Below are 26,443 nucleotides of genomic sequence, written 5' to 3' on the forward strand. Positions count from 1 at the left end.
ATCAGCCGAAGTCGAGCACCACGCGACCGTCGATCTTGCCGGCCTTCATGCGGTCGAAGACGGTGTTGATCTCCGACAACGGCGCCGTGGTCACCTCGGCCGTCACCTTGCCGTCCGCGGCAAACGCAATGGCTTCGTCGAGGTCACGCCTGGTGCCGACGATCGAGCCGCGCACGGTGATGCGCTTCAGCACGACATCGAAGATCGGCGTCGGGAATTCGCCCGGCGGCAAGCCGACAAGGCTGACCGTCCCCTTGCGGCGGACCATGTGCAGCGCCTGGGCAAAAGCCGGCGTCGACACCGCGGTGACCAGCACGCCATGAGCGCCGCCGCCGGTGATCCGGATCACCTGCTCCACGGCATCCTTGTCGAGCGCGTTGACGGCATGTTCGGCGCCCGCCTCCAGCGCGAGTTTCAGCTTGTCATCGGCGATATCGAGACCGATCGCCTTCAGCCCCATCGCCTTCGCGTACTGGATGGCGACATGACCGAGGCCACCGACGCCGGAGACCACCACCCACTCGCCGGGCCGCGTGTCGGTCTCCTTCAAGCCCTTGTAGGTGGTGACGCCGGCGCAGAGGATCGGGGCGATCCTGGCGAAGTCCACATTGGCCGGCAGACGCGCGGCGAACGCCGCGGACGCGATCACGTATTCGGCAAAGCCGCCATTCACGCTGTAGCCGGTGTTGTGCTGGTGCTCGCACAGTGTCTCCCAGCCGGTCTCGCAATACTCGCAGCGCAGGCAGGCATCGTGCAGCCAAGCCACGCCCACGGCGTCGCCGACCTTGAAGTCGGTGACCCCTGGCCCGAGCGCCGCGACGATGCCGGCCGCCTCGTGACCCGGGATGAACGGCGGCACCGGCTTCACCGGCCAATCGCCGGAGGCGGCGTGAAGATCGGTGTGGCAGACGCCGCAGGCCTTCACCCTGACCAGAATCTCGCCGGGTCCCGGCGCAGGAATTGGAACGTCCTCGATGACCAGCGGCTTGCCAAAGGCTTTGACGACGGCGGCTTTCATGGTCTGCATCTGTCTGCTCCTCATGTCGCGGCGCAAACTAACGACGTCGGAGTCGTCCGGTCTTGATCGGCGTCAAGCCGCGCCGCCGCATGAAGTAACAGTTTGATGACAGCGCAATGCGCCCGTTTCTGTCAGGCGTGAAATTTGAGTCCGTCGACGACCTTGTCGACCACCTTGCGCTCGGCACGAAACGCCAGTCCCACCAGATTGAGATCGGTGCGCGCCACCGCCTTCACGGCATCGCGGTTGGCCTCGTCATGCGTGGTCTTGAACATGTCCTCGGTGTAGAGCGCAGGCTTCACGCTGCGCGACAGCGCCCGATCCAGAGCACGCGCCAGCGCGGCACGATCCGGCGCGCCGTAGATCAGGATCGGCTGCCCGATCAACGCGTGATACAGGGTTGCCGAGCCGTCCTCATAAGGTGCGCCAATGCATTCGGGAAATGCGGCGGCGATGCCGCTGGAAAGAAACGCCGCGACGTTGAGCTTCTGCCAAGCTTCGAGATCGTTGCGGATGATCAGCGCGATCTTGGTGTCGAATTGCATGTCACTTCCGGGGTTCGATGTCATCGAACGCCGAGAATAGCCGAGCCGTTCTCGGGGTGAAGCATCGAAATGAAAGCGGACGTGGAACCCCGGCAGCCGAGCCGTTGAGATCATCAGACTTGAATCAACCCTTGGCGTCGCAGACCCAGGCGCGGATGACGCATTCCTTGCCGCCATATTTGTAGCATTCCCGGGTCGCCTCGTTGAGCGAGGTCGAGATCGTCGGCCGAACAGCATAGCCGTGGGCGCCGCAGGGATTGGTGAGATCGACCGCGAACGCGGCGCAGGCCTTCTTCATCGTCACCGCGGTGCAGTCGCCCTTGCACTGCTTCAGCGCGGCGGCCTTGGCGAGATGCTCGGCGGGATAGTCGAACGCCTGGCCGTAGGCGGCGCACTGGCCCATGGCGAAGGCGCCGGCGGCGTGGGCCGGGCTGATGGCGCTGGTGCTCGCGATGCGCGCGGCAGCAACGATCACAGTCAGTCCAAATGCAAACAGCGCGAAACGTCGCGCAGCGGTCGAAATGATCACTCTCTCCTCCCCCGAGGCCCAATGTCGGCAAATCTAGCCGGGGGTCGTTGAGACTTGGTGAATGGGAGGTTGAGGGCGGGCTACGTGGGCTCAGCCACGCCGCGCGGCTTCCAGCGCCTGCGGCGTGTCGATGTCGAGAAACGCGCTGTCACCGTCGACCGGCACCTCGGCGACGGCCTCGGTGTGCTTGGCGATCAGGTGCCGCGCGCCGACGTCGCCGTCCAGCGTCATCAGCTCGGCGAAGAAGCGGCGCGACCACAGCACGGGGTTGCCGCGGCGTCCTTCGGACACGGGCACCACGATCAAATTGCCGCGATCGGGCGCGAACGCGGCGATCAGACGGTCGAGCAGATCCGAGGAAACCATCGGCATGTCGCCGAGGCACACGACCGCGCCATCGACGCCCTCAGGCACCGCGGCAATGCCTGATTTCACCGAGCTGGCGAGGCCGCCGGCGAAATCGGGATTGCGGACGAAGCGGACCTTCAGGTCGGACAGCGCCTGTTCGACCAACTCGGCCTGATGACCGGTGACGACGATGACCTCGCAGGCCCTGGAGGCCAGCGCCTGCTCGGTGACCGTCCGCACCAGCTTCTTGCCGTCGAGCTCGGCCAGCAGCTTGTTCGGTCCGCCCATCCGGGTCGAGCGTCCGGCGGCAAGAACGACCGCGGCGACCTTGCGCTCACCCTCGGCTTCCGGCTTGGCACGCGGCTGCGGCCGCGTCACGATTTCCATCAGCAGGCCGCCGACGCCCATCGCGGTCAGCTCGGCGCGGGTGACCTTGATGCCGGCGAGCAGCCGCATCAGCACCCAGTCGAAACCGTTTTCGGCCGGCGAGCGGGCGCAACCGGGCGCGCCGAGCACCGGCACACCGCCGGCATTGCCGATCAAGAGCAGATTGCCGGGATCGACCGGCATGCCGAAATGCTCGATGGCCCCGCCGATGCCGGTGATCGCGGCGGGAATGACGTCGCGGCGGTCGGCGATCGCGGACGCGCCGAACACGATGACGAGCTCGGCGCCCAGCGCCAGCAGCTCCCTGATCGCAGCCGCCAGCGCGGCCTGCTCATGCGGCACGCGGCGCTCGGCGATGATGGTGGCGCCGGCCGGTGCGAGCCGCTCTGCGGTGACGCGCAGCGTCTTGTCGATGACCTTGGGCGCGAGCCCAGGAAGAAGCGTCGAGACCACGCCGACGCGCTTGATCATATAGGAGGCGATGCTGAGCGCGCCCCTGCCCGCCGCAGCGACGGCGGCATCGCGCAGGCGGCCTTCGACGCCGAACGGGATCAGCTTGACGGTGCCGACCATCTCGCCTTCGACCACCGGCTTGAACGCCGGCAGGGTCGCAAAGGTGATGGCCTCGTCGACGCCGTTGATGCGCTCGACCGCGGCGCGGTCGATCATCAGCACGCCGGCCTGCGCCGCGAACAGATTGGCGCGCCCGGTGAAGGCGCGATCGACGTGAATGCCCGTGCCGGCGACGACCTTGGCGACATCGGCGGCCGCCTCGTCCTCGGAGACGTCGCCGGTCTCGAGCCGGACGACGACGATCTCCTTGACCCCTTCCCGAGCAAGCGCCTCGACCTCCGCGGGACCGATCAACGTGCCCTTCTTCAGCACCAATGATCCCTTGCGCAGGGTGTGCACCGTCACCCCGCCGATCGCATCGGCCGGACTGGCAGGACCGAACTTCATGCCGCCTGCTCTTTCTCCTTGGCCGGCAGCCGCAACGTGGCGGTGATCTCGGCCATGATCGAGACCGCGATCTCCGACGGCGACACCGCGCCGATGGCGAGCCCGATCGGCGCATGGATGCGGGCGATGTCGGCATCGCTGGCGCCTTGCGCGCGCAGCCGGTCGCCGCGCTTGGCATGCGTCTTCCGCGAGCCGAGCGCGCCGATGTAGAAGCAGTCGCGCGAGAACGCGTGCAGCAGCGCCGGATCGTCGATCTTGGGATCATGCGTCAGCGCGACGAAGGCCGTGTAGTGATCGACGTTGAGCGGCGGCAGGGCCACGTCGGGCCATTCCGCGATCAGCGGCACGTCGGGGAAGCGTTCGGGGCTGGCGAAGGCTGTGCGCGGGTCGACGACGGTGACGTCATAGCCCAGCGACTTGGCGATCGGCGCCAGCGCTTGGCTGATATGGACGGCGCCGATGATCACGAGCTTGGCCGTCGGCGCGTAGACATTGAGGAACAGCCGCTTCCCGTCCACCTCGACCATGCCGCTCTTGCCCATGCGCAGATGGGTCGACAGCTCGTTGCGCAGCGGGTCAGTGGCGATGGCGGCGGCCTTGACCAAGCGCTGCGCGCCGGAGGCGACGTCGGTGACGAGGATGGCCGGACGGCGCGCGGCACGCTCGGCGTTCAGTTCTGCCAGCGTTGCAAGTTGCATCGGTCAGCCCACTTTCTCGACGAACACGCGGATGGTGCCGCCGCATGACAGCCCGACGTTCCAGGCCGTCTCATCGGCGACGCCGAACTCCAGCATCTTGGGCTGGCCGCTGGAGATGACGTCGAGCGCCTCGGTGACAACGGCGCCCTCGACACAGCCGCCGGACACCGAGCCCAGGAACGTACCCTCGTCGTTGATCACGAGGTTGGAGCCGACCGGGCGCGGCGCCGAGCCCCAGGTCTCGACCACCGTGGCCAGGGCCACGCCGTGACCGGATTTGTGCCAGTCCTCTGCGGCCCTGAGGATGTCTTCGTCGCGATTGAGCATGGTCATCTCCCTCTCAGGCGGCGGGCCGGATCGCGCTGCGCTGATGCGGCGGCAGCGGCGACGACAGCGCCGAGATCAGCGTCTCGATCGAGGTCAAGTTATGCACCGGGCGGAATTCGTCAACGTGGGGCAGCATGGTTTTGATGCCCTGCGCCTTCGCCTCGAAGCCGGAATAGCGCAGCAGCGGATTGAGCCAGATCAGCCGCCGGCAGGAGCGGTGCAGCCGGTCCATCTCGAAGGCGAGCTTGCTGTCGGCCTCGCGCTCCAGCCCGTCGGAGATCAACAGCACGATGGCGCCCTGCCCGAGCACGCGGCGCGCCCACTGCTTGTTGAAGGTCTGCAGCGAGGTGGCGATCCTTGTGCCGCCGGCCCAGTCCTCGACATTGGCCGAGCAGCTCGCCAGCGCCTCGTCGGGATCGCGCTGCCGCAGCGCGCGCGTCACGTTGGTGAGCCGCGTGCCGAACAGGAACACCGAGACGCGCTTGCGCGCATCGGTGATGGCGTGGAGGAAATGCAGGAACAGGCGGGTGTACTCGCTCATCGACCCCGAGATGTCGAGCAGCGCCACGATCGGCGCCGGCTTCTCGATCCGCCCCAGGCGATGGAAATTGATGATCTCGCCCTCGGTGCGCAGCGCCTGGCGCAGCGTCTTGCGCATGTCGATGCGGTGGCCGCGCGGATCGGTGGTGTGGCGGCGCGTCTTCAGCTCGGCCTGCGGCAGCCGCATCTTGGCGATCGCCCTGGTGACCTCGGCGATCTCCGCCGCGCTCATCTGCGCAAAGTCCTTCTTCTGCAGCACCTCGCGGTCGGACACCGACAGCCGCAGGTCCTGCTCCTGCGCCTGCGGCTCCTCATGCGTCTGCGGCTGCGACATCGCCTCCTGGACCCGGCGCGAGGCCGGCGGCGGCTTCTTCTTGGCGTGATCCGGCAGCGGCACCGAATCGAGCATCGACTTCCATTCCTCGGCGGGACGGAAGAACAGGTCGAAGGCCTGGGCGAAGATCAGCGCATGCTCGTGGCGCTTGACGAAGATCGATTCGAGCGTGGTGAAGACATCCGGCCGCTTGCCGATGTCGATGACCTCGAGCGCGGTCATGGCATCGATGACGGCGCCGGGCCCGACGGGCAGGCCCGCGGCGCGCAGCGCCCGCGCAAAGCCAGCGATGTTGTCGGCGATGCCGCCAGTCGGCGGCGCGAGGTGATTGATGCTGGTGGGCATGGCTCTATCCCCTCGTCATTCCAGACACACCTCAACTTGAGACCGTCATTCCGGGGCGCCCGAAGGGCGAGCCCGGAATCCATACTCACGATCGTGGTTATGGATTCCGGGCCTGCGTGCTGCGCACGCATCCCGGAATGACGACCTTTGTTAGAGGCACCAGCGTGAACTACGTCTCGCTGGTCGCGTCTTTGATCACCTTGTTCAACGCATCACCCTGCATGCGGGCGATGTCGTCCTGATATTTCAACAGCGCGCCCAGCGTGTCGCCGACGACCTCGGCGTTCAGCGAGCGCGCATCGAGCTCGGTCAGCGCGGTCGCCCAGTCGAGCGTCTCGGCGACCCCCGGCGACTTGTAGAAATCCTGGTCGCGCAGCGCTTGGACGAAGCGCACGATCTGCTGCGACAGCCGCTGCGAGATGCCGGGCAGCCGGGTCTTGACGATGGCGAGCTCGCGCTCGGCGGAGGGATAATCGACCCAGTGATACAGGCAGCGCCGCTTCAGCGCGTCATGGATCTCGCGGGTCCGGTTCGAGGTGATGATGACGATCGGCGGATGCGGCGCCTTGACGGTGCCGAACTCGGGGATCGTGACCTGGAAGTCGGAGAGGATCTCGAGGAGATAGGCCTCGAACGCCTCGTCCGCGCGGTCGAGCTCGTCAATGAGCAGAACCGGCGCGCCGGCGACATCCGGCTCCAGCGCCTGCAGCAGCGGGCGCTTGATCAGGTAGCGGTCGGCGAAGATGTCCGACGTCAATTGATCGCGGTCGACCTCGCCGCCCGCTTCCGCCAGCCGGATCGCGATCATCTGCGCCGCCGAGTTCCATTCGTAGACGGCGGAGGCGACGTCGAGACCCTCGTAGCACTGCAGCCGGATCAGCTTGCGGCCGAGCGCCGCCGACAGGACCTTGGCGATTTCGGTCTTGCCGACGCCGGCCTCGCCTTCGAGGAACAGCGGCCGGCCCATGCGCAGCGACAGATAGGTCACCGTCGCCAGCGATCGCTCGGCCAGATAGCCGCGCGAGGACAACAATTCGAGCATCGCGTCGACCGATGCTGGCAGGGCCGGAGCACTCATGGGCGAGACCGCTTCCTTCTTCACGCGTCCGTCACGAAGCCGGAGCCTCGGGTTCGGCGGCTCCCTCCGACGCGGTTGAGGCCTTGGCGCCGGTATTGGCCGCATCGACCGCACGGCGCGCCAGCACGCCGATCAGATGGGCACGATATTCGGCGCTGCCGTGAATGTCGCTGTTGAGGCCTTCGGCCGAGACCGGAATGCCTTCCAGCACCTTCGGCGAAAACCGCTTCTGCAGCGCCTCCTCGAAGGCGGTGACGCGGAACACGCCGTTGCCGCCGGCCCCGGTCACGGCGACCCGCACGTCCGACGGACGGCGCGCGACGAACACGCCGACCAGCGCGTAGCGCGAGGCCTGGTTGCGGAACTTCACATAGGCCGCCTTCTTCGCCAGCGGAAAGCTCACCTTGGTGATGATTTCGTCGGGCTCCAGCGCGGTCGTGAACAGCCCGAGGAAGAACTCCTCGGCCTTGAGCTTGCGCTTGTTGGTGACGATGGTGGCGCCGAGCGCGAGGCATGCCGCCGGATAGTCCGCGGTCGGATCGTTGTTGGCGATCGAGCCGCCGATGGTGCCGCGATGGCGCACCGCGGGATCGCCGATCAGGCTCGCCAGATGTGCGAGCGCAGGAATCGCCTCGCCGACAGTGGCGGAGTTGGCGACGTCGGCGTGACGCGCCATCGCGCCGATCACGAGGTTGCGGCCCTTCACCTCGATCGTATCGAGCCCCTCGACATGGGAGAGATCGACCAGATGCGGGGGGCTTGCGAGCCGCTGCTTCATGACCGGCACCAGCGTGTGGCCGCCGGCGACCAGCTTGGCGTCTTCGTTCTTGGTGAGGAGATTGGCGGCCTGGCGCACGGTCGCCGGCCGATGATATTTGAATTCGTACATGGGGAAATGTCCTGTGCGCAGCGGGCGGACTAAGGCGAGGTCAGACGTTTAGGCGAGGTCCGATTTGGCCATCGCCTTGGCGCCGGCGGCGATCGATTGCACGATGTTCTGATAGCCGGTGCAGCGGCAGAGATTGCCCTCCAGCTCCTCGCGGATGGTCTCTTCGCTGAGCTCATGTCCCTTGCGATGGACGAGATCGACCGCGGTCATGATCATGCCGGGCGTGCAGAAGCCGCATTGCAGGCCATGGTGCTCGCGAAACGCTTCCTGCATCGGATGCAGCGGCGCGCCGTCGGCGGCGAGCCCCTCGATCGTCCTGACCTCATGACCATCGGCCATGACGGCCAAGGTCGTGCAGGACTTGACCGCCTTGCCATCCAGATGGACGACGCAGGCGCCGCATTGCGACGTGTCGCAGCCGACATGGGTGCCGGTGAGGCGCAGATTCTCGCGCAGGAACTGCACCAGCAGCGTCCGCGGATCGACGTTCGCCGTGACGGGATTACCGTTCACAATCATGGAAATCTTGGCCATTCAGGACTCTCTATTATCCGCGCCACAGCGTTGCACTGCAGCGCAGCCCAGCAAAATCAGTCGAAAACCATCATATGGGCGCTCCCGGCGGCGGGCAACCTCGCCCCCGGCCGCGCATGGGTCGGTTGCGATCAGCCTTGAACCGCCTTGGCGAAGTTGGCGAAGAACTCGTCGGCGAGTTTCTTGGCGGTGCCGTTGATCAGCCGCTGGCCGAGCTGCGCCAGCTTGCCACCGATCTGCGCTTCGACATTGTAGGTCAGCAGCGTGCCGCCGTCCTTGTCCGCCAGCGCGACGACCGCGCCACCCTTGGCGAATCCGGCGACACCGCCCTCGCCTTCGCCTGAGATCTTGTAGCCGTTCGGCGGATCGAGATCGCTCAAGGTCACCTTGCCCTTGAAGCGCGCGGAGACCGGTCCGACCTTCATCTTGGCGACGGCGCGGAGGCCGCCATCCTCGGTCCTCTCCAGCTCCTCGCAGCCGGGAATGCAGGTCTTGAGCACCTCCGGATCATTCAGCTTGTCCCAGACCTGCTCTCGCGAAGCGGCCAGCTGGACCTCGCCCGTCATCGTCATTGCCATGTGCATCTCCCCCCGATTGGCGCGGTTAGAGGCATTCAAGTAAAGCACCGAACGCCCAAAAGGAAGGGCGGGCAGCGCCCGGAAGCGTTGCAGAAAAGCCGGAGCACCGCAGCATTCCGGACCTCGCCGCCGTCGGGTTTTGATTGGCAGACGGCGGCGGCGGTGCTTAGTTCGCCATCAAATCTGCACGATTCCTCCGGCGGCGCGACCGCCTGCGACAAGGATTCCGCCCATGCCGATGATCGATGCCGACGGCTGTCTGTTGAATGTCACCGTCGAGGGCCGCGACGGCGGGCCGACCCTGATGCTGTCGAACTCGCTCGGCTCGACCCTGCAGATGTGGGAGCCGCAGATGCGCGCCTTCACGCAGGTGTTCCGCGTGATCCGCTATGACCGGCGCGGTCATGGCAAATCGCAAGTGCCGCCCGGGCCCTACTCGATCGAGCGATTCGGCCGCGATGCGCTGGCGATTCTCGATGACCTCAACATCGAGAAGGTGCACTGGTGCGGCGTGTCGATGGGCGGCATGGTCGGGCAGTGGCTCGCCGCCCATGCCCCTGAACGCGTCGGCAAGCTCGTGCTCGCCAACACCACCTGCTACTACCCCGATCCGGCAATCTGGGACGCCCGCATCAAGGCGGTCGAGGACAGCGGACTCGCTGGAATCGCCGACACCGTCATCGCCGGCTGGCTGACACAGGAGTTTCGCGATCACAATCCTGATGTCGCCGATCGGATGAAGGCGATGCTCGTGGCCACGCCCGTCGAGGGCTATCTTGCCTGCTGCGCGGCACTGCGCGCCTTGGATCTGCGCGAGGATCTGCCGGCCATCAAGAGCCCTACCCTCGTCGTGGCCGGCCGCTACGACAAGTCGACGCCGATCGCGATGGCGGAAGCGATCCGCAGCCGGATCGCCGGCGCCAGCATGACCATCGTCGATGCCGCGCACATCTCGAATGTCGAAGCGGCGGGCCAGTTCAACGACGCCGTGCTGGGCTTTCTGACCCAGCGCTGATGCACCGCGGTGGATCGGGGCGTCATGCCTGCTGCGGCGACGGCGTCGCCGTGGACTCCATCATCTTCGGCGGAGCGGATGCGGAAGACGGCGAGGCCTGCGTCGACGGCTTCTCCACCAGCATGACGATGGCCGTGCCGAGCAGCATCAGGAGTTCCGTGGCATGCAGACGCAACGCCTGGGGCTCCCCGACTTTGGCGGCCATGATCATGCTGAAGAAGGCGAGCATGCTGCCGAAGCCGAGCCCGATCGACAGCGCCTCGACATAGCCGGCCACCTTTCGCACCCGCGGAACCAGGATCAGCACCAGGAACATCGCGAAGAAGCCTGCGACCGTCAGTCGCGCCAGCGCAAGCAGCCAGGCGGCACGGACCGTCTCGATGCCCGACAGCTGCAGATGGTCGCTGATGAACAGCGCCACCGCGATATTCGGCCGCGCGAACAACCCCTGGATCGGCGAAACCATGATCTGAAACGCGATGATGGTCCAGGCGGGCACGAAATAGAGCGCCAGCAGCACACCGTTGACGCAGCTGAGCCGCCAATTCCTGATCACGCAATCCTTGATCATGTCACGCCCACCTTTGCATCCCACAAACCGCCCGTCCGGCCGATTTCCAGACGAGCTAACGCCCGGCAAACCCGCACGGCAATTTAAACCATTCGTTTACCTTAACAGGGGGGCGACGGGCGCGAGAGTCCACCGTCCAATCGCCGTGGAGACGGTGCTGATGACCTCGCCGGTCAGGCCTCGAATATCCGCGTGACAGCGGCCTTTCCGACCATCGACGCGTCCTCGAACATCTGCATCGCATCGAACATTGCGCCCGCTCGGTCTTCACCCCCGCGATGCGGCTCCTCCGGCGAAAGACCGCCGTCGCCGACGCCTGCATCAGGGCACGATCGATGCGCCGGCAGCCCGATCGCGGCAACAGCCGCTGATATCGCCCAGGCGCCTCGCAATTCTGTGCCGCCCCATCGGTGTTCTTGACTAGCGTCAAAGTAGCCGGACAATTAAATACTATCTTAAAACGAGCGCCACTGCGTGTCGCACAGCGGGATGGTGATGCGGCAGGCAGCTGCCGAGCGGGAGTACCGCATGAGAGTAGCTCGGATCTTCGTCGGCATCCTCCTGCTCGCCGGCGGCCTTTACATCCTGATCGGCGAGCATTTCGCGGGAACTTCAGGCGACGCGACCGTCAATGCCCGGCTGTACGTCGTGCGCGCGCCGATCGAAGGCCGCGTGACGCTGGGGGTGAGCAATATCGGCGCCAGGGTCAATGCCGGGGAACTCATGGCCGAGATCGTCGATGACCGATTCGACACCACGCGCCTGCTCAATCTCGAGCGCGAACGTGACGAGCAGAAGATCGCGCTCAAGCGGGTTCCAGCGCAGCGTTCGGCGCTCGAGCAGGCCCGGGCCGCCTTCGCGACCCAGTCGGCCAACTACAAGACCGGCCGCGTCCGGCAGATCGCGGCACGCATCGCCGAGGCAAAGGCGGCGGAAGATGCCGCGGCCGCCCGGCTGAAGCTCGCGGATCTCACCTTCACGCGGGCCAACGAGCTGAAGGAACGCGGGGTCCAGACGATTGCCAGCCTCGACCAGGCCAGCGTGTCGCTCGACATCGCCAAGCAGGATGTCGAAAGCGCGAAGCAGCGCACCAACTATTTCGAGACCGAGCTGGGCTCCGCGCAATCGGGGGTCTTCATCGGCGACTCCTACAATGACGTGCCGTTCTCGATGCAGCGCATCCACGAGCTCGACCTGCGTCTCGCCGAACTTGCCGTGGACGAGCAGCAGATCCAATCCCGCCAGCTCCAGTACGAGCAGCAGATCAACGCCGAGCGCGTCCGGATCAATCGACTGACCTCGGCGACGCTGAGGGCCCGCGTGCCGGGCATGGCTTGGGACTTCCTCGTCGACGATGGCGAGTATGCCCGTCGCGGTCAGGATCTCGTCAAGCTGGTGGACTGCAACAGTCTCGTGGTGACCGCGAGCGTTCCCGAAAGGCTCTACGACAGCCTGTCGATCGGTGTCCCGGTGCAGTTCCGTCTGTTCGGCGACGACCGGATATTCGATGGAACGGTGACACGTCTCGGCGGCTCGGGCGCCTCGCAGCTCTACGCCAATCTCGCCGTCGGCCCGACGCCGCAGCACTTGCAGCGCTTCGACGTCACCGTGGCGGTGCCAGATCTCGCCAAGCAGCCGGACCTGTCCTGCGCCATCGGGCGCACCGGCCGGGTGATCTTCACCAGCGGACCGGTCGCGGCATTCCGCCGCTTCGTCGCCCGGTACGGCTACTGATGCCGACGCTGTCACCATTTCTGTCCGCGTTCGCAGTCATTGCAGTCGTCATCGGACTGCGCCTCCTGGTGTTGCCCCTCCTGGACCCGAGGAAATGGTACTGGCGGGCCCTGCTCCTGAGCGGCTCGATCCTGCTGGCCTGGCGCTATGTCGCCTGGCGCTTCACGGAGACTCTTGCCCCGCTTGGCCTTACGCCGGATGGGATCCTCAGCTGGGGCTTCGCCATTCTCGAAGCGCTCACCGTCGTGTCGTCGTCCTTCGCCTTCCTGATCCTGACCCGGACCAAGGAGCGGACGACGGAAGCTGATCGCCATGCCGGCTGGTGGCTTCCGAGGCCGCCGCCTCGGGTCGACATCTTCATCACAACCTATAACGAGCAGCTCGAAGTCCTGGAGCGAACCATCGTCGGCGCCAAGGCCATCACTTATGCGGCATTACGCGTTTTCGTCCTCGACGACGGCAGCCGGGCCTGGCTCCAGAATTACTGCGCCGAGCACGGCATCGGCTATGTCGCCCGTACCGACAAGTCGCACGCCAAGGCCGGCAACATCAACAATGCCTTGCGGCTGCGCGCGGCGGATGCGGACCGGCCGGATTTCGTCGCCGTTCTCGACGCCGACTTCGTGCCTCATGTCGACTTCATCGAGCGGACGATGGCGCTGTTTCACGACCCGGCTGTGGGCCTCGTACAGACGCCGCAACACTTCTTCAACCCGGACCCGATCCAGCACAATCTCGGCATCGGCGCGGCCTACCCCGACGAGCAGCGCCACTTCTTCGACAACGTCGAGCCGGCGCGCGACGCCTGGGGCATCGCCATGTGCTGCGGGACCTCCTCGATATTCCGCGTCTCCGCCGTGGAGGAGATTGGCGGCGTCCCGACCGAAAGCGTCACCGAGGATTTCCTGCTCACGCTGCGCCTGTCTGCACACGGCTACCAGACCGTGTACCTGAACGAGGCGTTGTCGGAGGGATTGGCGCCGGAAGGCCTTGCCGAATACGTCGTGCAGCGCGGCCGCTGGTGCCTCGGCCTCATGCAGATCGCGCGCAACGTCTACAATCCGTTCGGCTCCCACGGTCTCGATGTCTTCCACCGGCTCAGCGTGCTCGACTCGCTGCTCTACTGGACGTCGACCTATCCGTTCCGCCTCGCCGCGCTGATCTGTCCGCTGCTTTACTGGTGGGGCGGCGTGACCGTGGTGAATGCCTCGATCGCCGACATCATCCGGTACTATGGCCCATATTATCTCTCGATCATGTACACGCTGAACTGGCTGTCCAAGGGACTGTTCATTCCGATCGTCAACGATGTCTCGCAGATCGTTGCCGCCTGGCCCGTGCTCCGCGCCGCCGCTCTCGGCCTTCTCTTCCCTGGTCCGCACAAATTCTCGGTCACCGCCAAGGGCGGCGACCGCGCCAAGATCATCGTCCAATGGCCGCTGATGCGGCCCTTCCTGATCCTGATGGCGCTGACGGTCGGTGGCCTGATCGTGTCGCTGACGTCCGATTTCGTCTTCAATACCACGGCGACCGCGGGAGACGGCGTCGTCATCGTGATGTTCTGGACGGTCTACAACATTCTGGTGCTGTCGGTGGCGATCGCCGTTTGCATCGATCGTCCACGCTACAACCGGCCGCAACGTCAGATCGTCGAGCCGATAACCCTGACGATCGACGGCAAGGCGCAACGCGGCTGGATCGTCAATCTCGGTCCCGGCGGCGCGCGCGTCAGCGGTCCCGTCGGCCTTGCGACCGGCACCACCGGCACGCTCACCCTTCCCCTGATCGGCGAAATCCAGACCAAGGTCGCGGCTCCGACAAACGACGGCTACCGGCTCATATTCGGCGTAACGCCGCAGCAGCGCGCCCAGATCATCGAGCGACTACACACGGCAAGTGGAGTGCCGGGCGCCGACAGCGGCGATCTCGGCCGCATGCTGAAAGAACTCGCGCGAGCCGTGGCCGATTGAGGAGAACACGATGACCAGGCGACGGTGGAGCTTACAGACTACGGTGTTCCTCGGCGGCGCGACGCTGATCCTCGTGACGGCGCTGGCCGTGGCCATTCTCTATTCGGCGTCTCTGCAGCGGCGCGGCGAGGAACTCGCGATCGAGCAGTTGAGGACCCGCGGTGAGCTCAGCACAAACCTGCTGGCGCGACAGATGTACGGCACGTGGAGCGACGTGTCGCGGCTCGCCGCGATCATCGACCCAGCCGACGTCGCCGAGGCGCGCCGACAGATCCAGTTCGTGAGCGAGCTCGAGCCGCGCTATGCCTGGCTAGGCATCGCCGACCCCGGCGGCAAGGTGATCGCGAGCAAGGACCGGATGCTGGAAGGACGAAGCGTGGCCGACATGCGCTGGTTCCGGCAGGGTCTCGGGACGCCGACGGCTGTTGATGCCCACGAGTCGGAGGCGCTAGACCGGTTGTCGCAGACCGCTTCGGGATCGTACCGCTTCATTGCCATGTCGGCTCCGCTGATGCGCGACGGCACTCCCGGCGGCGTCATCGGGGCTCAAGTCGATTGGAAATGGGTGATCGAATCCGTCGCGGCGCTGGCGTCGCGCAACATAGACCTGGTGTTGCTGTCGCGCGAAAGTATCGTGCTGTTCGGGCCGCCGGATCTCGTCGGCAAGCAACTGACGATCGGCTCGGCGCAGGCCGCAAGCCGCGGGGCCTCGGTCGCGCTCATCGAGCGATGGCCCGACGACAAGGACTATTTCACCGTCACCATCCCCACCGTGGGCTACGCCGATCTGCCGAGCTTCGGCTGGTCCGTCCTGGTCCGGCAGGACGCCGTTGCCGCGATGGCCCCGACCCGCCAGTTGGTGCGCTCGTTCTGGTTCAATGTTGCCGGCGGCGTGTTCTCGATTCTGGTCCTGCTCAATTTCGCCGCGCAATGGGTGGCGACGCCGATGCGCCGTCTCGCCCAGGGCGCCGAGACCATGGTGAAAGATCCGTTCTCCGGCCTGCTGGCTCGGGAAACCCGGTACGACGAGGCGACGCGGCTGCGCGACGCCCTGGTCCGGCTTCAGTCGAAGCTGATGGGGAAAGTGCCTGGGCCGCCGGAAGACAGCGGTAGCGGCATATAGCGGCGCCGCAACCAGTGCGAGACCCCCCCTTTTCGGCGCTCGGTGCTGGGTTCCCTGGCGTTCGTTTGATGGCGACGGCCGGCCCCGAGGAAGGCAGGGGAACCGCGCCATCAAAGGAGGCGGGATAAGCCCGCAATTGTGGCACTGCACGCTGTTGCGGCACCCGGTTCCTAGCTGTTAGTACTGCCGCACGCGTCGCCTTGGGCGCGGGTGCATCTCCAGGCATACCAGCACCCGCTCTGCAAGGCCCCCGCCGCGTTGCGAACCGGTATCGGCAGTCTCACCCACGGCAGTTCATGGATTATTTCGCGCAACAGCTCATCAACGGCCTCGTCCTCGGCTCGATCTACGGCCTGATCGCCATCGGCTACACCATGGTTTACGGCATCGTCGGCATGATCAATTTCGCCCATGGCGACATCTTCATGATCGGTGGCTTCATCGCGCTGATCTCCTTCCTGGTGCTGGTATCGCTGGGCCTGACTGCGGTTCCGGTGATCCTGCTGATCGTGCTGCTGGTGTCGATGGCCATCACGGCGCTCTATGGCTGGACCATCGAACGCGTCGCCTATCGCCCGCTGCGGCACTCGTTCCGCCTGGCGCCCATGCTGTCCGCCATCGGCATGTCGTTCGTGCTCACCAACTATTCGCAGGTGTCGCAGGGCGCGCGCGTCAAGCCGGTGCCGCCGATCATCACCGGCGGCTACACGCTGCACGAGGGCGCGAGCGGCTTCGTCGTCCAGCTCTCCAACATCCAGATCGTGGTGGTCATCACCACCATCGTTCTACTGGCGCTGTTCACCTGGCTGGTATCCCGCACGCGGCTCGGCCGCGACATGCGCGCCTGCGAGCAGGATCAGACCATGGCGGCACTGCTCGGCGTCGACGTCGACCGCACGATCTCGATGACCTTCGTGATCGGCGCGGCGCTCGCTGCCGTCGCCGGCATGATGTACCTGCTGTATTACGGCCTGGTCGATTTCTTCATGGGCTTCGTCGCCGGCATCAAGGCGTTCACGGCGGCGGTGCTCGGCGGCATCGGCTCGCTGCCGGGTGCGATGCTCGGCGGCCTCGCGATCGGACTTATCGAGACGTTCTGGTCGGCCTATTTTTCCGTGGAGTACAAGGACGTCGCGGCGTTCTCGATCCTGATCGTGGTGCTGATCTTCCTGCCGACCGGCCTGCTCGGCCGGCCCGAAGTCGAAAAAGTCTGAAGATGGAGTCCGCGTGAGCGCGTCCCTTCCCGCCTCGTCGAAAGGCTCCGAACCGGTTGGAGCCGCCTTCATCCTCAGGAAGGCCTTTCTCAGCGCACTGGTCGCTCTCGGCCTGTTCTCCCTGATGGTCGGCGTCCGCACCGAAGCGGGCCAGAGCGGCCAGCTCGTATACTGGACCCGCTTCGGCGACCTCGCCAGCCTGGTTGCGGCGGTGTTCGTCGGCTCGATCGTGGTCGAGCTGCTGCGGCTATGGCTCGGACCGCGCGGCGGCCTCGGCAGCTTCGTTCCGCCGTCCGTGCAGAGCGGCATGTCGGTCGCCGGCCGCTATCTCGCGCCGGCGCTGCTGATCTTCACCCTCCTGGTGCCGGTGATCTTCTACAATCAGCGTTACATCCTCGACCTCGGCATTTTGGTCCTCACCTACGTCATGCTGGGTTGGGGCCTCAACGTCGTGGTCGGTCTCGCCGGCCTGCTCGACCTCGGCTACGTCGCCTTCTACGCCGTCGGCGCCTATTCCTACGGCCTGCTCTCGACCACCTTCGGCCTGTCGTTCTGGATCTGCCTGCCGCTCGCCGGCATTCTCGCCGCGTTCTGGGGCGTGCTGCTCGGCTTTCCGGTGCTGCGGCTGCGCGGCGACTACCTCGCCATCGTCACCCTGGCCTTCGGCGAGATCATCCGCCTCGTCCTCATCAACTGGCAGGACGTGACCGGGGGTCCCAACGGCGTCTCCGGGATTCCGCGGCCGACGTTGTTCGGCATTCCGCTCACACCAGGCGAAGGCGGCCTTGCGTCGATGCTCGGCATCCCGTTCTCGCCGACGCATCGCATCGTCTTTCTGTTCTATCTGATCCTGGCGCTGGCGCTCTTGACCAATTGGGTCACCATCCGGCTGCGCCGGCTGCCGATCGGCCGCGCCTGGGAAGCGCTGCGCGAGGATGAGGTCGCCTGCCGCGCGCTCGGTATCAACATCACCACCACCAAGCTGACCGCATTTGCGACCGGGGCGATGTTCGGCGGCTTCGCCGGCGCCTTCTTCGCGACGCGCCAGGGCTTCATCAGCCCGGAATCCTTCACCTTCCAGGAATCGGCGCTGGTGCTCGCCATCGTCGTGCTCGGCGGCATGGGATCGCAGCTCGGCGTGGCGCTGGCGGCGCTCGCCATGATCGGCGGCTTCGAGCTGTTCAGAAGCCTCGAGGACTACCGCATGCTGGTGTTCGGTCTCGCCATGGTGCTGGTGATGATCTGGCGTCCCCGCGGCATTGTCGGCCATCGCGCGCCGACCGTATTCCTGGAAAAATCCAAGAGCATCTCTTCGGACCTCGTCAAGGAAGGCCACGGATGAGCTCCGCTCCCATTCTCGCACTCGAAAACCTCACCATGCGCTTCGGCGGCATCGTCGCCGTCAATGCGCTGTCGTTCACCGCACAACGCACGCAGATCACGGCCCTGATCGGCCCCAACGGCGCCGGCAAGACCACCGTGTTCAACTGCATCACCGGCTTCTACAAGCCGACGTCAGGCGTCATCCGCCTGACCCATGATGACGGCGCGCAGTTCGAGATGCAGAAGCTGAAGGACTTCAACATCTCCAAACAGGCCAAGGTGGCGCGGACGTTCCAGAACATCCGGCTGTTTCCGGGCATGACGGCGCTCGAGAACCTGATGGTCGCGCAGCACAACGCGCTGATGCGCGCGTCCGGCATGACGCTGCTCGGCCTGCTCGGCGTGCCCTCGTGGCGCGCGGCCGAGCAGAGCGCGATCGACAATGCGGTGTTCTGGCTGAAGCGCGTCGGTCTGATCGACCGCGCCGACGACGCGGCCGGCAATCTGGCCTATGGCGACCAGCGCCGGCTGGAGATCGCGCGCGCGATGTGCACCTCGCCGGCCCTGCTCTGCCTCGACGAACCGGCCGCCGGCCTCAACGCGCGGGAGAGCGCGGCGCTGAGCGAGTTGCTGCTGTCGATCCGGGCCGATCACGCCACGTCGATCCTGCTGATCGAGCACGACATGAGCGTCGTCATGGAAATCTCCGACCGCGTCGTCGTGATGGACTACGGCGTCAAGATCGCCGAGGGCACGCCGCGCGAGATCCGCGACGACCCGAAGGTCATCGCCGCCTATCTCGGCACCGATGAGGAAGAGGCCGCAGCCGTGATGGAGGCCGAGGCGTGAGTGCGTCCCTGCTCGCGATCCGCAATCTTCGCGCGTCCTACGGCAAGATCGAAGCGCTGAAGGGCGTCGATCTCGACATCAAGCCCGGCGAGATCGTCGCGCTGATCGGCGCCAACGGCGCCGGCAAGTCGACGCTGATGATGTCGATCTTCGGCCGCCCGCGCGCGAGCTCCGGGCACATCGTCTATGACGGCAACGACATCACGCAGGTGCCGACGCATCAGATCGCGCGGCTGCGCATCGCACAGTCGCCCGAGGGACGCCGCATCTTTCCGCGCATGAGCGTGGCGGAAAACCTGCAGATGGGCGCCGATGCCGGCGAGACGACCGACGCCGAGCGGGCCGCCACGCTGGAGCGCGTCTTCGCGCTGTTTCCCCGGCTGAAGGAGCGCATGGACCAGCGCGGCGGCACGCTGTCCGGCGGCGAGCAGCAGATGCTTGCGATCGGGCGCGCGCTGATGAGCCGGCCCCGCCTGCTGCTTCTGGATGAGCCCTCGCTCGGCTTGGCGCCGCTGATCGCCCGCCAGATTTTCGACGCCATTCGGACACTCAACCGCCAGGACGGCCTCACCGTGCTGATCGTCGAGCAGAACGCCAATCATGCGCTGAAGCTCGCCCATCGCGGCTACGTACTGGTCAACGGCATGATTACGCTGTCGGGCACCGGCACCGAGCTGCTGCAGCGGCCAGAGATCCGCGCCGCCTATCTTGAGGGCGGCCGCCACTGAGGCGGGCCCTCAAAACCCGGCCAGAATGGCCTTAGTCCTTCGTAGGTGTGGTCAAAAATTGCCGGTGACTTCGCCGGAAAATCAGCCACAATGCGCGCGGTCTGCGGCCCGCCGTTCGGGCCGTTCCGTGTCGACCTACCCCCCGCGAGGATTTCTCATGAAACCACTCAAACTCATCGGCTTGGCCCTGGGCGCATCGCTGGCGCTCTCGACCGCAGCTTTCGCCGAAGACATCAACATCGCCGTGGCCGGCCCCATGACCGGCAGTGAATCGGCCTTCGGCCGCCAGATGCAGAACGGCGCCGAGATGGCGGTGGCCGACCTCAATGCCGCCGGCGGCGTGCTCGGCAAGAAGCTCGCACTGCAGGTGGGTGACGATGCCTGCGATCCGAAGCAGGCACGCTCGGTTGCCGAAAAGCTCGCCGGCTCCGGCATTCCGTTCGTCGCCGGCCATTTCTGCTCGTCGTCGTCGATCCCGGCCTCCGAGGCCTATGCCGACAGCAACGTCCTGCAGATCACGCCCGCCTCGACCAACCCGCTGTTCACCGAGCGCAAGCTGTGGAACGTGGCGCGCGTCTGCGGCCGCGACGATCAGCAGGGTCTCGTCGCCGCCAACTACATCGCGAAGAACTTCAAGGGCAAGAACATCGCGATCCTCAACGACAAGACCACCTACGGCAAGGGTCTCGCTGACGAGACCAAGAAGGCGCTAAACAAGGCCGGCGTCACCGAGAAGATGTTCGAGTCCTACAACAAGGGCGACAAGGACTTCAACGCGATCGTCTCCCGCTTGAAGCGTGACAACATCGATCTCGTGTATGTCGGCGGCTATCATCAGGAAGCCGGCCTCATCCTGCGCCAGATGCGCGACCAGGGTCTCAAGACCATCCTGATGGCGGGCGACGCGATGAACGACAAGGAGTTCGCCTCGATCACCGGTCCTGCCGCGGAAGGCACACTGTTCACCTTCGGCCCCGAGCCGCGCAACAAGCCGAGCGCGAAGGCGATCGTCGACAAGTTCAAGGCCAAGAACATCGATCCCGAGGGCTACACGCTCTACACCTACGCCGCGATCCAGGTCTGGTCGCAGGCGGTGAAGAAGGCCAATACCACCGACGCCAAGAAGGTGATGGACACCATCAAGGCCGGCGAGTGGGACACGGTGCTGGGCAAGCTCGGCTTCGACGCCAAGGGCGACATCAAGCAGATCGACTACGTCGTCTACAAATGGGACGCCAAGGGCGGCTACGCCGAGCTCGGCGGCAAGGGATCCTGATAGGAACTCCCGCTTCGATTATCAGCTGGATGCAAACGCCCCGGTCATCGACCGGGGCGTTTTGTCGAAGCGCCTGAAGGAAATTGCGAAACTCCGTCATACGGAGAGAAAGTAGCAGGCCGGCTCAGCCGGCACAGGCCGAAAGCGATGCGGCCCCCTTCGCCGCGACTGCCGACCGGGCCGTTTCGACGGCGCGCATCAGCTCCGCCGGGCGGAACGGTTTCTGCAAGTACACGACACGGGTCAGCTCGTCCGACATCGACGCGCCATCGAAGGCGTTCATGCCGGAGACGGCGACCACCGGCACGTCGGGAACCAGCGCACGCATGCTACCGATGAGATCGAGCCCATTGGAATCATCGAGATAGATGTCGACGATGGCCGCATCGAATGCCTGGTCGCGGAACAGCTGCAGTCCGGACGCGGCGGTTCCCGCTTCGACCACGTCGAACTGATTGACGCGCAGCACCATGGAGATCATGGCGCGCACATCCTTCTGATCGTCGACCACCAGAATCCGTGGCATCAACTTCTCCAGAATTTTTCCGTTGGACAGCCTACAACATCGAAGGAAATCGAGCACAACTACCGGTATATTTATCTCATTATCGGTAAAGGTGCAGTTACTTCTACTATCGACTCATTCTACAGAACGTCTCGATCTGGTACCATACAACCTTCATTAGAACATTGATTTTTATCGCGCACAAGTGGTGGCCGCCGCGTTTTGCACGTTGGCTCTGTTGCGCAGGATTCCTGGAGATGCAGAGCATCGAGGATCATCGCGAAGTCCTTCTGTCGACGTCCACCGCGACGCGCCGAGACCAGATCGCAGCATTGGCTGCGATTGCGATCTCGACCCTGCTGTTTGCCGCTGCCGCTCCCTTTGCAAAGGTGCAGTTGCCGGCAGTGCCTGCGTTCGTCGCGAGCTACCAATCGGCGTTGGCGCTAAACGATCTCATCACTGCGTTCCTGCTGTTCTCCCAGTTCGTGCTGCTGCGCTCCCGACCACTGCTGTGGCTGGCCTCCGGTTACCTGTTCACCGCGCCGGCGTCGCTGCTGCATACGCTGGTGTTTCCGGGGCTGTATTCTCACAGCGGCCTGCTCGACGCAGGGCCGCAGACCGCGGTGTGGATCTACATGATCTGGCACGGCGCGTTCCCGCTGTTCGTTCTCGCCTATGCGCTGCACGACCGTGTCCATCCGACACCCGTCAAATCCGTCGCGCTGTCGCTGTCGGTCGCCATTCTCGGCGTGGCGATCGCGCTTGCGGCACTGACCTGGGCGGTGATCGCCCATGATGCAGCGCTGCCCGCGCTCGTCCGCGCCGACGCTGCCACGCCGGCATTGAAGATCGTGGTCGGCGCCATCTGGTGCGTGACGTCGGCTGCCCTGCTCGTGCTGGCGCTGCGCCGGCCGCACAGCATTCTCGACCTCTGGGTCATGGTGGTGCTGTGCGCCTGGCTGTTCGATCTCTCGCTCTCCTCGCTGCTCAACGCCGCCCGATTCGACCTCGGCTACTACGCAGGGCGCATCTACGGCCTGCTGGCAGCGAGCTTCGTGCTTGGCGTCCTGCTCGCGGACAATGTCAGTCTGCAGGCAAGACTCACGCGGCTGTTGCAACGGCAGCGCCGCGAGAGCGAGAGCGAGCGGGCACGCTTCATCGCGCGCGAGCGGCTGTTCAGCGCCGTGGTGGAATCCTCCAGCGACGCCATCATCACGCTGACGCTGCAGGGCAAGATCACATCATGGAACCGCGCTGCCGAACACCTGTTCGGATATCGCGCAGACGAGGCGCTCGGCCACGACATCGGCCTGATCGTGCCCGCGGAACGACGCAGTGAGGTCGATCGCATCCTGAGCCGGATCGGGGACGGCGAGAACATCGAGCATCACGAGACGATCCGCCGCCACAAGGACGGCCACGAGATCGAAGTGTCGCTCGGCGTGTCCCCGATTCTCGACGCGCGTGGCGCGGTCGTCGGCGCCTCCAAGGTCGCGCGCGACATCACCGAGAGCAAGCGCACCCGAACCGCCCTGACCCGTGAGACCGAGGAGCGCCGCCGCATCTTCGAGACCTCGCAGGACCTGATCCTGGTGGCCAACTCCTACGGACAATTGATGCAGGTCAGCCCGAGCGCGGTGGACGTGCTCGGCTACCGGCCGGAGGAGATGGTCGGCCGCAATGCCAGCGACTTCGTCTTTCCGCCCGAGCTCGAGGCGGTCCGTAGCCAGATGCGCGCCTGCCGCCGCGGCCGCGACGTCCACAATTTCGAGGCGCAGCTCCTGCACAAGGAAGGCCGCGGCGTCGTCCTGAACTGGATGGCGAGCTGGTCGGACCCGGTGCAGCGCCACTTCTTCGTCGGCCGCGACCTCACCGAGAAGCGCGCCGCCGAGGCGCAATTCCGCCAGGCGCAGAAGATGGAGGCGGTCGGGCAGCTCACCGGCGGCGTCGCCCACGACTTCAACAACATCCTCACCGTCATCACCGGCAGCATCGGCATTCTTGCCGACGCCGTGTCCGACCGGCCGGAGCTCGCCTCCGTCGCCAAGCTGATCGACGACTCCGCCGACCGCGGCGCGCAGCTCACGCGGCAGTTGCTGGCCTTCGCCCGCAAGCAGCCGCTGCAGCCGACGGATCTCGACGTCAACGCGCTGTTGAACGAGACCGCAGCCTTGCTGCAGCCGACGCTCGGCGCGCAGATCGAGATCGAGCGCACGCTCAGCTCCGATCCATGTACCGCACTGGCCGATCCGAACCAGCTCGCCACCGCGATCGTCAACCTCGCGCTCAATGCACGCGATGCGATGCCGCAGGGCGGAAAGCTGACGCTGGAAACGGCCAACGTCGCGCTCGACCAGGACTATGCCGACGCCCATAGCGAGGTTGCCGTCGGCGATTACGTGATGATCGCCGTCAGCGATACCGGCTGCGGCATCCCGCCCGCCTATCTCGAGAAGGTGTTCGATCCGTTCTTCTCGACCAAGGGCACCGGCAAGGGCACGGGCCTCGGCCTCAGCATGGTGTTTGGCTTCGTCAAGCAGTCGGGCGGCCATATCAAGATCTATAGCGAGGTCGGCCACGGCACCTCGATCAAGCTGTATCTGCCGCACTCGGCGTCCGCTCCGGCCGCCAGCGCGGGCCTGCAGGCGCCGGACGCGCGCGGCGGCAACGAGACGATCCTGATCGTGGAGGACGATCCGCTGGTACGCCAGCACGTGATCGCCCAGGTCGGCAGCCTCGGCTACACCACCCTGGCCGCAGCCAATGCCGCCGAGGCGCTCGACGTGCTGGAGCGCCATCCGGAGATCGACCTGCTGTTCACCGACGTCATCATGCCCGGCGCCATGAACGGCCGCCAGCTCGCCGATGCCGCCCGCGCGCGGCGGCCGTCGCTGCGGACGCTGTTCACCTCGGGCTATACCGAGAATGCGATCGTGCATCACGGCCGCCTCGACGCCGGCGTGCTGCTGCTGCCCAAGCCCTACCGCAAGCCCGAGCTCGCACGCATGATCCGCATCGCGCTGGAGCGATGAAGCAGCGCGCTGTTGCATTGAGCCGCCGCGTCGGCCGCGCTATCCATCCGGCATCATCACCTGCAGCGAGGGCGACCGTGCAGAACCTCCTCACCGACATCCCTGGCGTGCGCGTGGGACACGCCGATGACGCGGCGCTCGCATCCGGCGTCACCGCGATCCTGTTCGATCAGCCGGCGGTCGCCGCGATCGACATCCGCGGCGGCGGGCCTGGGGTGCGCGAGGACGCTCTGCTCGATCCTGCGAATACCGTGGAACGGGTCGACGCCATTGCCCTGTCGGGCGGCTCGGCGTTCGGGCTGGAGGCCGCGAGCGGCATCCAGGCCTGGCTGGCGGAACAGGGGCGCGGCTTTGCCGTGCGCGACGCGCTGATCCCGATCGTCCCCGGCGCGATCATGTTCGACCTCTTGAACGGCGGCAACAAGGCCTGGGGTCGCTACGCGCCCTATCGCGAGCTCGGCTATGCGGCCGCAGCGGCGGCCGACACGACCTTCGCGCTCGGCAGCGTCGGTGCCGGGCTCGGCGCCACCACCGCCAACCTGCAGGGCGGACTTGGCTCGGCGTCAGCGACGACGACAGGCGGCATCAAGGTTGCGGCCGTCGCGGTCGTGAATGCGGTCGGCAGCGTCACGGTCGGCGACGGTCCGTGGTTCTGGGCAGCGCCGTACGAGGTCGACGGCGAGTTCGGCGGCCGCGGTCTGCCGGCCGCCTTCACGCCGGACATGCTGGCGATGCGCATCAAGGGCGGCCCGGCGGCGTCGGCCTCCGAGAACACCACGATCAGCCTCGTCGTGACCGACGCCGTCCTGACCAAGGCGCAGGCCAAGCGGCTCGCGATGATGGCGCAGACCGGCATGGCGCGTGCGATCTATCCGGTGCATCTGCCGCTCGACGGCGACATCGTGTTCGCGGCGGCGACCTGCGCCAGGCCGATCGAGCCGCTGGTCGAGCTGAGCGAGCTCGGCATGGTCGCGGCCAACGTCCTGGCGCGCGCGATCGCGCGCGGCGTCTATCACGCGAGGCCGCTGCCCTTCGCCGGCGCGCTGCCGTCCTGGCAAGGGCGCTTCGGCAGTTGAGCTTACGCGCTGACCGCGGTCGTTGAAGACGTGGAGGCCGACAGCATGTTGGACTGTCGCTGGATCAGCTTCTCGATCATGTTGTAGGACGAGGTCGCAGCGCTGGAGGCGGTGGTGGCCGCCGGTGTCGTCAGCGTCACCTTCGAGCCATCCGCGTAGGTGATCGTGGTGGTGGTCGACCCGTCGCTGTTGGTGGACGAGGAGCTCGAGGCGCCCGACAGCGCCTGCATCAGCGCATCCGCTCCTGCTCCCGACGAATTGCCGCTGCTGCCCGACCCGCCAGAGCCGGCCTGATGATGATGATGGCCACGACCGCTTCCCGCCCCCTTCAGCGCCGATGTCAGCTCGTCCATGCTGACACTGCCGTCGCCGTTGCTGTCGAGCTTGCCGAACACCTTGTCGGCATTGGCGAGGTTGGTGCCACCGGCGCCGAGCGCGTTCTCGAATTCCGACTTCGTGATCTGCCCATCGCCATCGCCGTCGATCTGTGAGAACAGGTCCTGCAGTGGGTTGGTCGAAGAACTCGCCGATGTCGACGATCCCGACTGGCTCTGCGCCGCCAGCAACGCGTTCATCGTCTCCGGCGCGATCTGCCCGGAGCTGCTGCTGCCGGAGCTCGACCATGGGCTAAAATTGCCCGAGTTGCTCGAGCCGCCGCCGTTCAGACTGAACAGGCCACCGCCGGAATTGCCCGATTTGCCGGAACCGGACTTGGTGGATCCCAGCGACTGCAGTCCATCCAGGACCGACGACGCGGCCCCCAGTGCAAGACCCCACATGGCGAAACTCCGAGAAGGCCGCTATGAGCCGCGGCGACAACAATCCTGCGCCTTCCCTCGCAATCGCCGTGCCACCGCCAAACCGCTGATATGTCGGGATATTGCGCCACGTTGCTGACGCCTGAACCCGGCACTTCA

General features: G+C 65.9%; 26 protein-coding genes. 11 read left to right on the forward strand and 15 right to left on the reverse strand.

What is annotated here, in order from left to right:
- Position 1: 1 nt before the first annotated feature.
- From adhP to QW845_RS08460, 11 genes are all read right to left on the reverse strand, one after another.
- Positions 2-1,027, reverse strand: a complete 1,026-nt coding sequence (gene adhP / locus QW845_RS08410; RefSeq protein WP_315801129.1) for an alcohol dehydrogenase AdhP — start codon at positions 1,025-1,027, stop codon at positions 2-4.
- Positions 1,028-1,149: 122 nt separating this feature from the next.
- Positions 1,150-1,563: a DUF2000 family protein gene (locus tag QW845_RS08415; RefSeq protein WP_315759242.1), complete on the reverse strand. Its 414-nt coding sequence runs from the start codon at positions 1,561-1,563 to the stop codon at positions 1,150-1,152.
- A 124-nt stretch (positions 1,564-1,687) separates the two neighbouring features.
- Positions 1,688-2,092 carry a DUF4189 domain-containing protein gene (locus QW845_RS08420; protein ID WP_315801130.1) on the reverse strand — a complete coding sequence of 135 codons (405 nt, stop codon included), beginning with the start codon at positions 2,090-2,092 and terminating at the stop codon, positions 1,688-1,690.
- 90 nt (positions 2,093-2,182) lie between these two features.
- The gene (locus QW845_RS08425) at positions 2,183-3,787 is read right to left on the reverse strand and encodes a molybdopterin-binding/glycosyltransferase family 2 protein (protein ID WP_315801131.1); all 1,605 of its coding nucleotides are present in this window, start codon (positions 3,785-3,787) and stop codon (positions 2,183-2,185) included.
- Complete coding sequence (locus QW845_RS08430) at positions 3,784-4,485, reverse strand: XdhC family protein (protein WP_315801132.1); 702 nt, start codon at positions 4,483-4,485, stop codon at positions 3,784-3,786. The genes QW845_RS08425 and QW845_RS08430 overlap by 4 nt, the downstream gene beginning before the upstream one ends.
- A 3-nt stretch (positions 4,486-4,488) precedes the next feature.
- A complete protein-coding gene (locus QW845_RS08435; RefSeq protein ID WP_315750017.1) occupies positions 4,489-4,812 on the reverse strand; it encodes an XdhC family protein in 324 nt (107 codons plus the stop codon).
- A gap of 13 nt (positions 4,813-4,825) precedes the next feature.
- Positions 4,826-6,031 (reverse strand): VWA domain-containing protein, encoded by a 1,206-nt coding sequence (locus QW845_RS08440; RefSeq protein ID WP_315801133.1) that lies wholly within the window; start codon positions 6,029-6,031, stop codon positions 4,826-4,828.
- 169 nt (positions 6,032-6,200) lie between these two features.
- Positions 6,201-7,109 carry a MoxR family ATPase gene (locus QW845_RS08445; protein WP_315801134.1) on the reverse strand — a complete coding sequence of 303 codons (909 nt, stop codon included), beginning with the start codon at positions 7,107-7,109 and terminating at the stop codon, positions 6,201-6,203.
- Between the two features lie 31 nt (positions 7,110-7,140).
- Positions 7,141-7,998, reverse strand: a complete 858-nt coding sequence (locus QW845_RS08450; RefSeq protein ID WP_315801135.1) for a xanthine dehydrogenase family protein subunit M — start codon at positions 7,996-7,998, stop codon at positions 7,141-7,143.
- 48 nt (positions 7,999-8,046) lie between these two features.
- Positions 8,047-8,532, reverse strand: a complete 486-nt coding sequence (locus tag QW845_RS08455) for a (2Fe-2S)-binding protein (RefSeq protein ID WP_006612357.1) — start codon at positions 8,530-8,532, stop codon at positions 8,047-8,049.
- Between the two features lie 131 nt (positions 8,533-8,663).
- Positions 8,664-9,110 carry a carbon monoxide dehydrogenase subunit G gene (locus QW845_RS08460; RefSeq protein ID WP_315801136.1) on the reverse strand — a complete coding sequence of 149 codons (447 nt, stop codon included), beginning with the start codon at positions 9,108-9,110 and terminating at the stop codon, positions 8,664-8,666.
- Positions 9,111-9,342: 232 nt separating this feature from the next.
- Here QW845_RS08460 and pcaD point away from each other — a divergent pair, with 232 nt between their 5' ends.
- Positions 9,343-10,125 (forward strand): 3-oxoadipate enol-lactonase, encoded by a 783-nt coding sequence (gene pcaD / locus QW845_RS08465; protein ID WP_315801137.1) that lies wholly within the window; start codon positions 9,343-9,345, stop codon positions 10,123-10,125.
- Positions 10,126-10,147: 22 nt separating this feature from the next.
- On the opposite strand, the gene QW845_RS08470 is transcribed toward pcaD, so the two are convergent.
- Positions 10,148-10,696 (reverse strand): hypothetical protein, encoded by a 549-nt coding sequence (locus QW845_RS08470; RefSeq protein ID WP_315801138.1) that lies wholly within the window; start codon positions 10,694-10,696, stop codon positions 10,148-10,150.
- A 173-nt stretch (positions 10,697-10,869) separates the two neighbouring features.
- Positions 10,870-11,139, reverse strand: a complete 270-nt coding sequence (locus QW845_RS08475) for a hypothetical protein (protein WP_315801139.1) — start codon at positions 11,137-11,139, stop codon at positions 10,870-10,872.
- An 85-nt stretch (positions 11,140-11,224) separates the two neighbouring features.
- Between QW845_RS08475 and QW845_RS08480 the strand changes: the two genes are divergently transcribed.
- From QW845_RS08480 to QW845_RS08515, 8 genes are all read left to right on the forward strand, one after another.
- Positions 11,225-12,430 carry an HlyD family secretion protein gene (locus QW845_RS08480; RefSeq protein ID WP_315801140.1) on the forward strand — a complete coding sequence of 402 codons (1,206 nt, stop codon included), beginning with the start codon at positions 11,225-11,227 and terminating at the stop codon, positions 12,428-12,430.
- On the forward strand, positions 12,430-14,400 hold the full coding sequence (locus tag QW845_RS08485; RefSeq protein ID WP_315801141.1) for a glycosyltransferase: 1,971 nt from the start codon (positions 12,430-12,432) through the stop codon (positions 14,398-14,400). Before QW845_RS08480 ends, QW845_RS08485 begins: the two co-directional genes overlap by 1 nt.
- A gap of 43 nt (positions 14,401-14,443) precedes the next feature.
- A complete protein-coding gene (locus tag QW845_RS08490; RefSeq protein ID WP_315801142.1) occupies positions 14,444-15,523 on the forward strand; it encodes a hypothetical protein in 1,080 nt (359 codons plus the stop codon).
- A gap of 296 nt (positions 15,524-15,819) precedes the next feature.
- Positions 15,820-16,737, forward strand: a complete 918-nt coding sequence (locus QW845_RS08495; protein ID WP_315801143.1) for an ABC transporter permease subunit — start codon at positions 15,820-15,822, stop codon at positions 16,735-16,737.
- A 13-nt stretch (positions 16,738-16,750) separates the two neighbouring features.
- On the forward strand, positions 16,751-18,079 hold the full coding sequence (gene livM, locus QW845_RS08500) for a high-affinity branched-chain amino acid ABC transporter permease LivM (protein ID WP_315801144.1): 1,329 nt from the start codon (positions 16,751-16,753) through the stop codon (positions 18,077-18,079).
- Complete coding sequence (locus tag QW845_RS08505) at positions 18,076-18,909, forward strand: ABC transporter ATP-binding protein (protein ID WP_315801145.1); 834 nt, start codon at positions 18,076-18,078, stop codon at positions 18,907-18,909. Before livM ends, QW845_RS08505 begins: the two co-directional genes overlap by 4 nt.
- Positions 18,906-19,637, forward strand: coding sequence for an ABC transporter ATP-binding protein (locus tag QW845_RS08510; protein ID WP_315801146.1), 732 nt, complete (start codon positions 18,906-18,908; stop codon positions 19,635-19,637). The genes QW845_RS08505 and QW845_RS08510 overlap by 4 nt, the downstream gene beginning before the upstream one ends.
- A 157-nt stretch (positions 19,638-19,794) precedes the next feature.
- Entirely contained in the window at positions 19,795-20,913 is a 1,119-nt protein-coding gene (locus tag QW845_RS08515) for a branched-chain amino acid ABC transporter substrate-binding protein (RefSeq protein ID WP_315714776.1), read from the forward strand.
- Between the two features lie 124 nt (positions 20,914-21,037).
- On the opposite strand, the gene QW845_RS08520 is transcribed toward QW845_RS08515, so the two are convergent.
- Positions 21,038-21,439, reverse strand: coding sequence for a response regulator (locus tag QW845_RS08520; protein ID WP_315801147.1), 402 nt, complete (start codon positions 21,437-21,439; stop codon positions 21,038-21,040).
- A gap of 236 nt (positions 21,440-21,675) precedes the next feature.
- Here QW845_RS08520 and QW845_RS08525 point away from each other — a divergent pair, with 236 nt between their 5' ends.
- Both QW845_RS08525 and QW845_RS08530 read left to right on the forward strand, forming a co-directional pair.
- Positions 21,676-24,450: a PAS domain S-box protein gene (locus QW845_RS08525; RefSeq protein WP_315801148.1), complete on the forward strand. Its 2,775-nt coding sequence runs from the start codon at positions 21,676-21,678 to the stop codon at positions 24,448-24,450.
- Between the two features lie 77 nt (positions 24,451-24,527).
- The gene (locus QW845_RS08530; RefSeq protein ID WP_315801149.1) at positions 24,528-25,526 is read left to right on the forward strand and encodes a P1 family peptidase; all 999 of its coding nucleotides are present in this window, start codon (positions 24,528-24,530) and stop codon (positions 25,524-25,526) included.
- Between the two features lie 2 nt (positions 25,527-25,528).
- On the opposite strand, the gene QW845_RS08535 is transcribed toward QW845_RS08530, so the two are convergent.
- Positions 25,529-26,305: an EF-hand domain-containing protein gene (locus QW845_RS08535; RefSeq protein ID WP_315801150.1), complete on the reverse strand. Its 777-nt coding sequence runs from the start codon at positions 26,303-26,305 to the stop codon at positions 25,529-25,531.
- Between the last annotated feature and the right edge of the window lie 138 nt (positions 26,306-26,443).

The organism is Bradyrhizobium sp. SZCCHNS3002, assembly GCF_032377435.1.
Classification (GTDB): domain Bacteria; phylum Pseudomonadota; class Alphaproteobacteria; order Rhizobiales; family Xanthobacteraceae; genus Bradyrhizobium.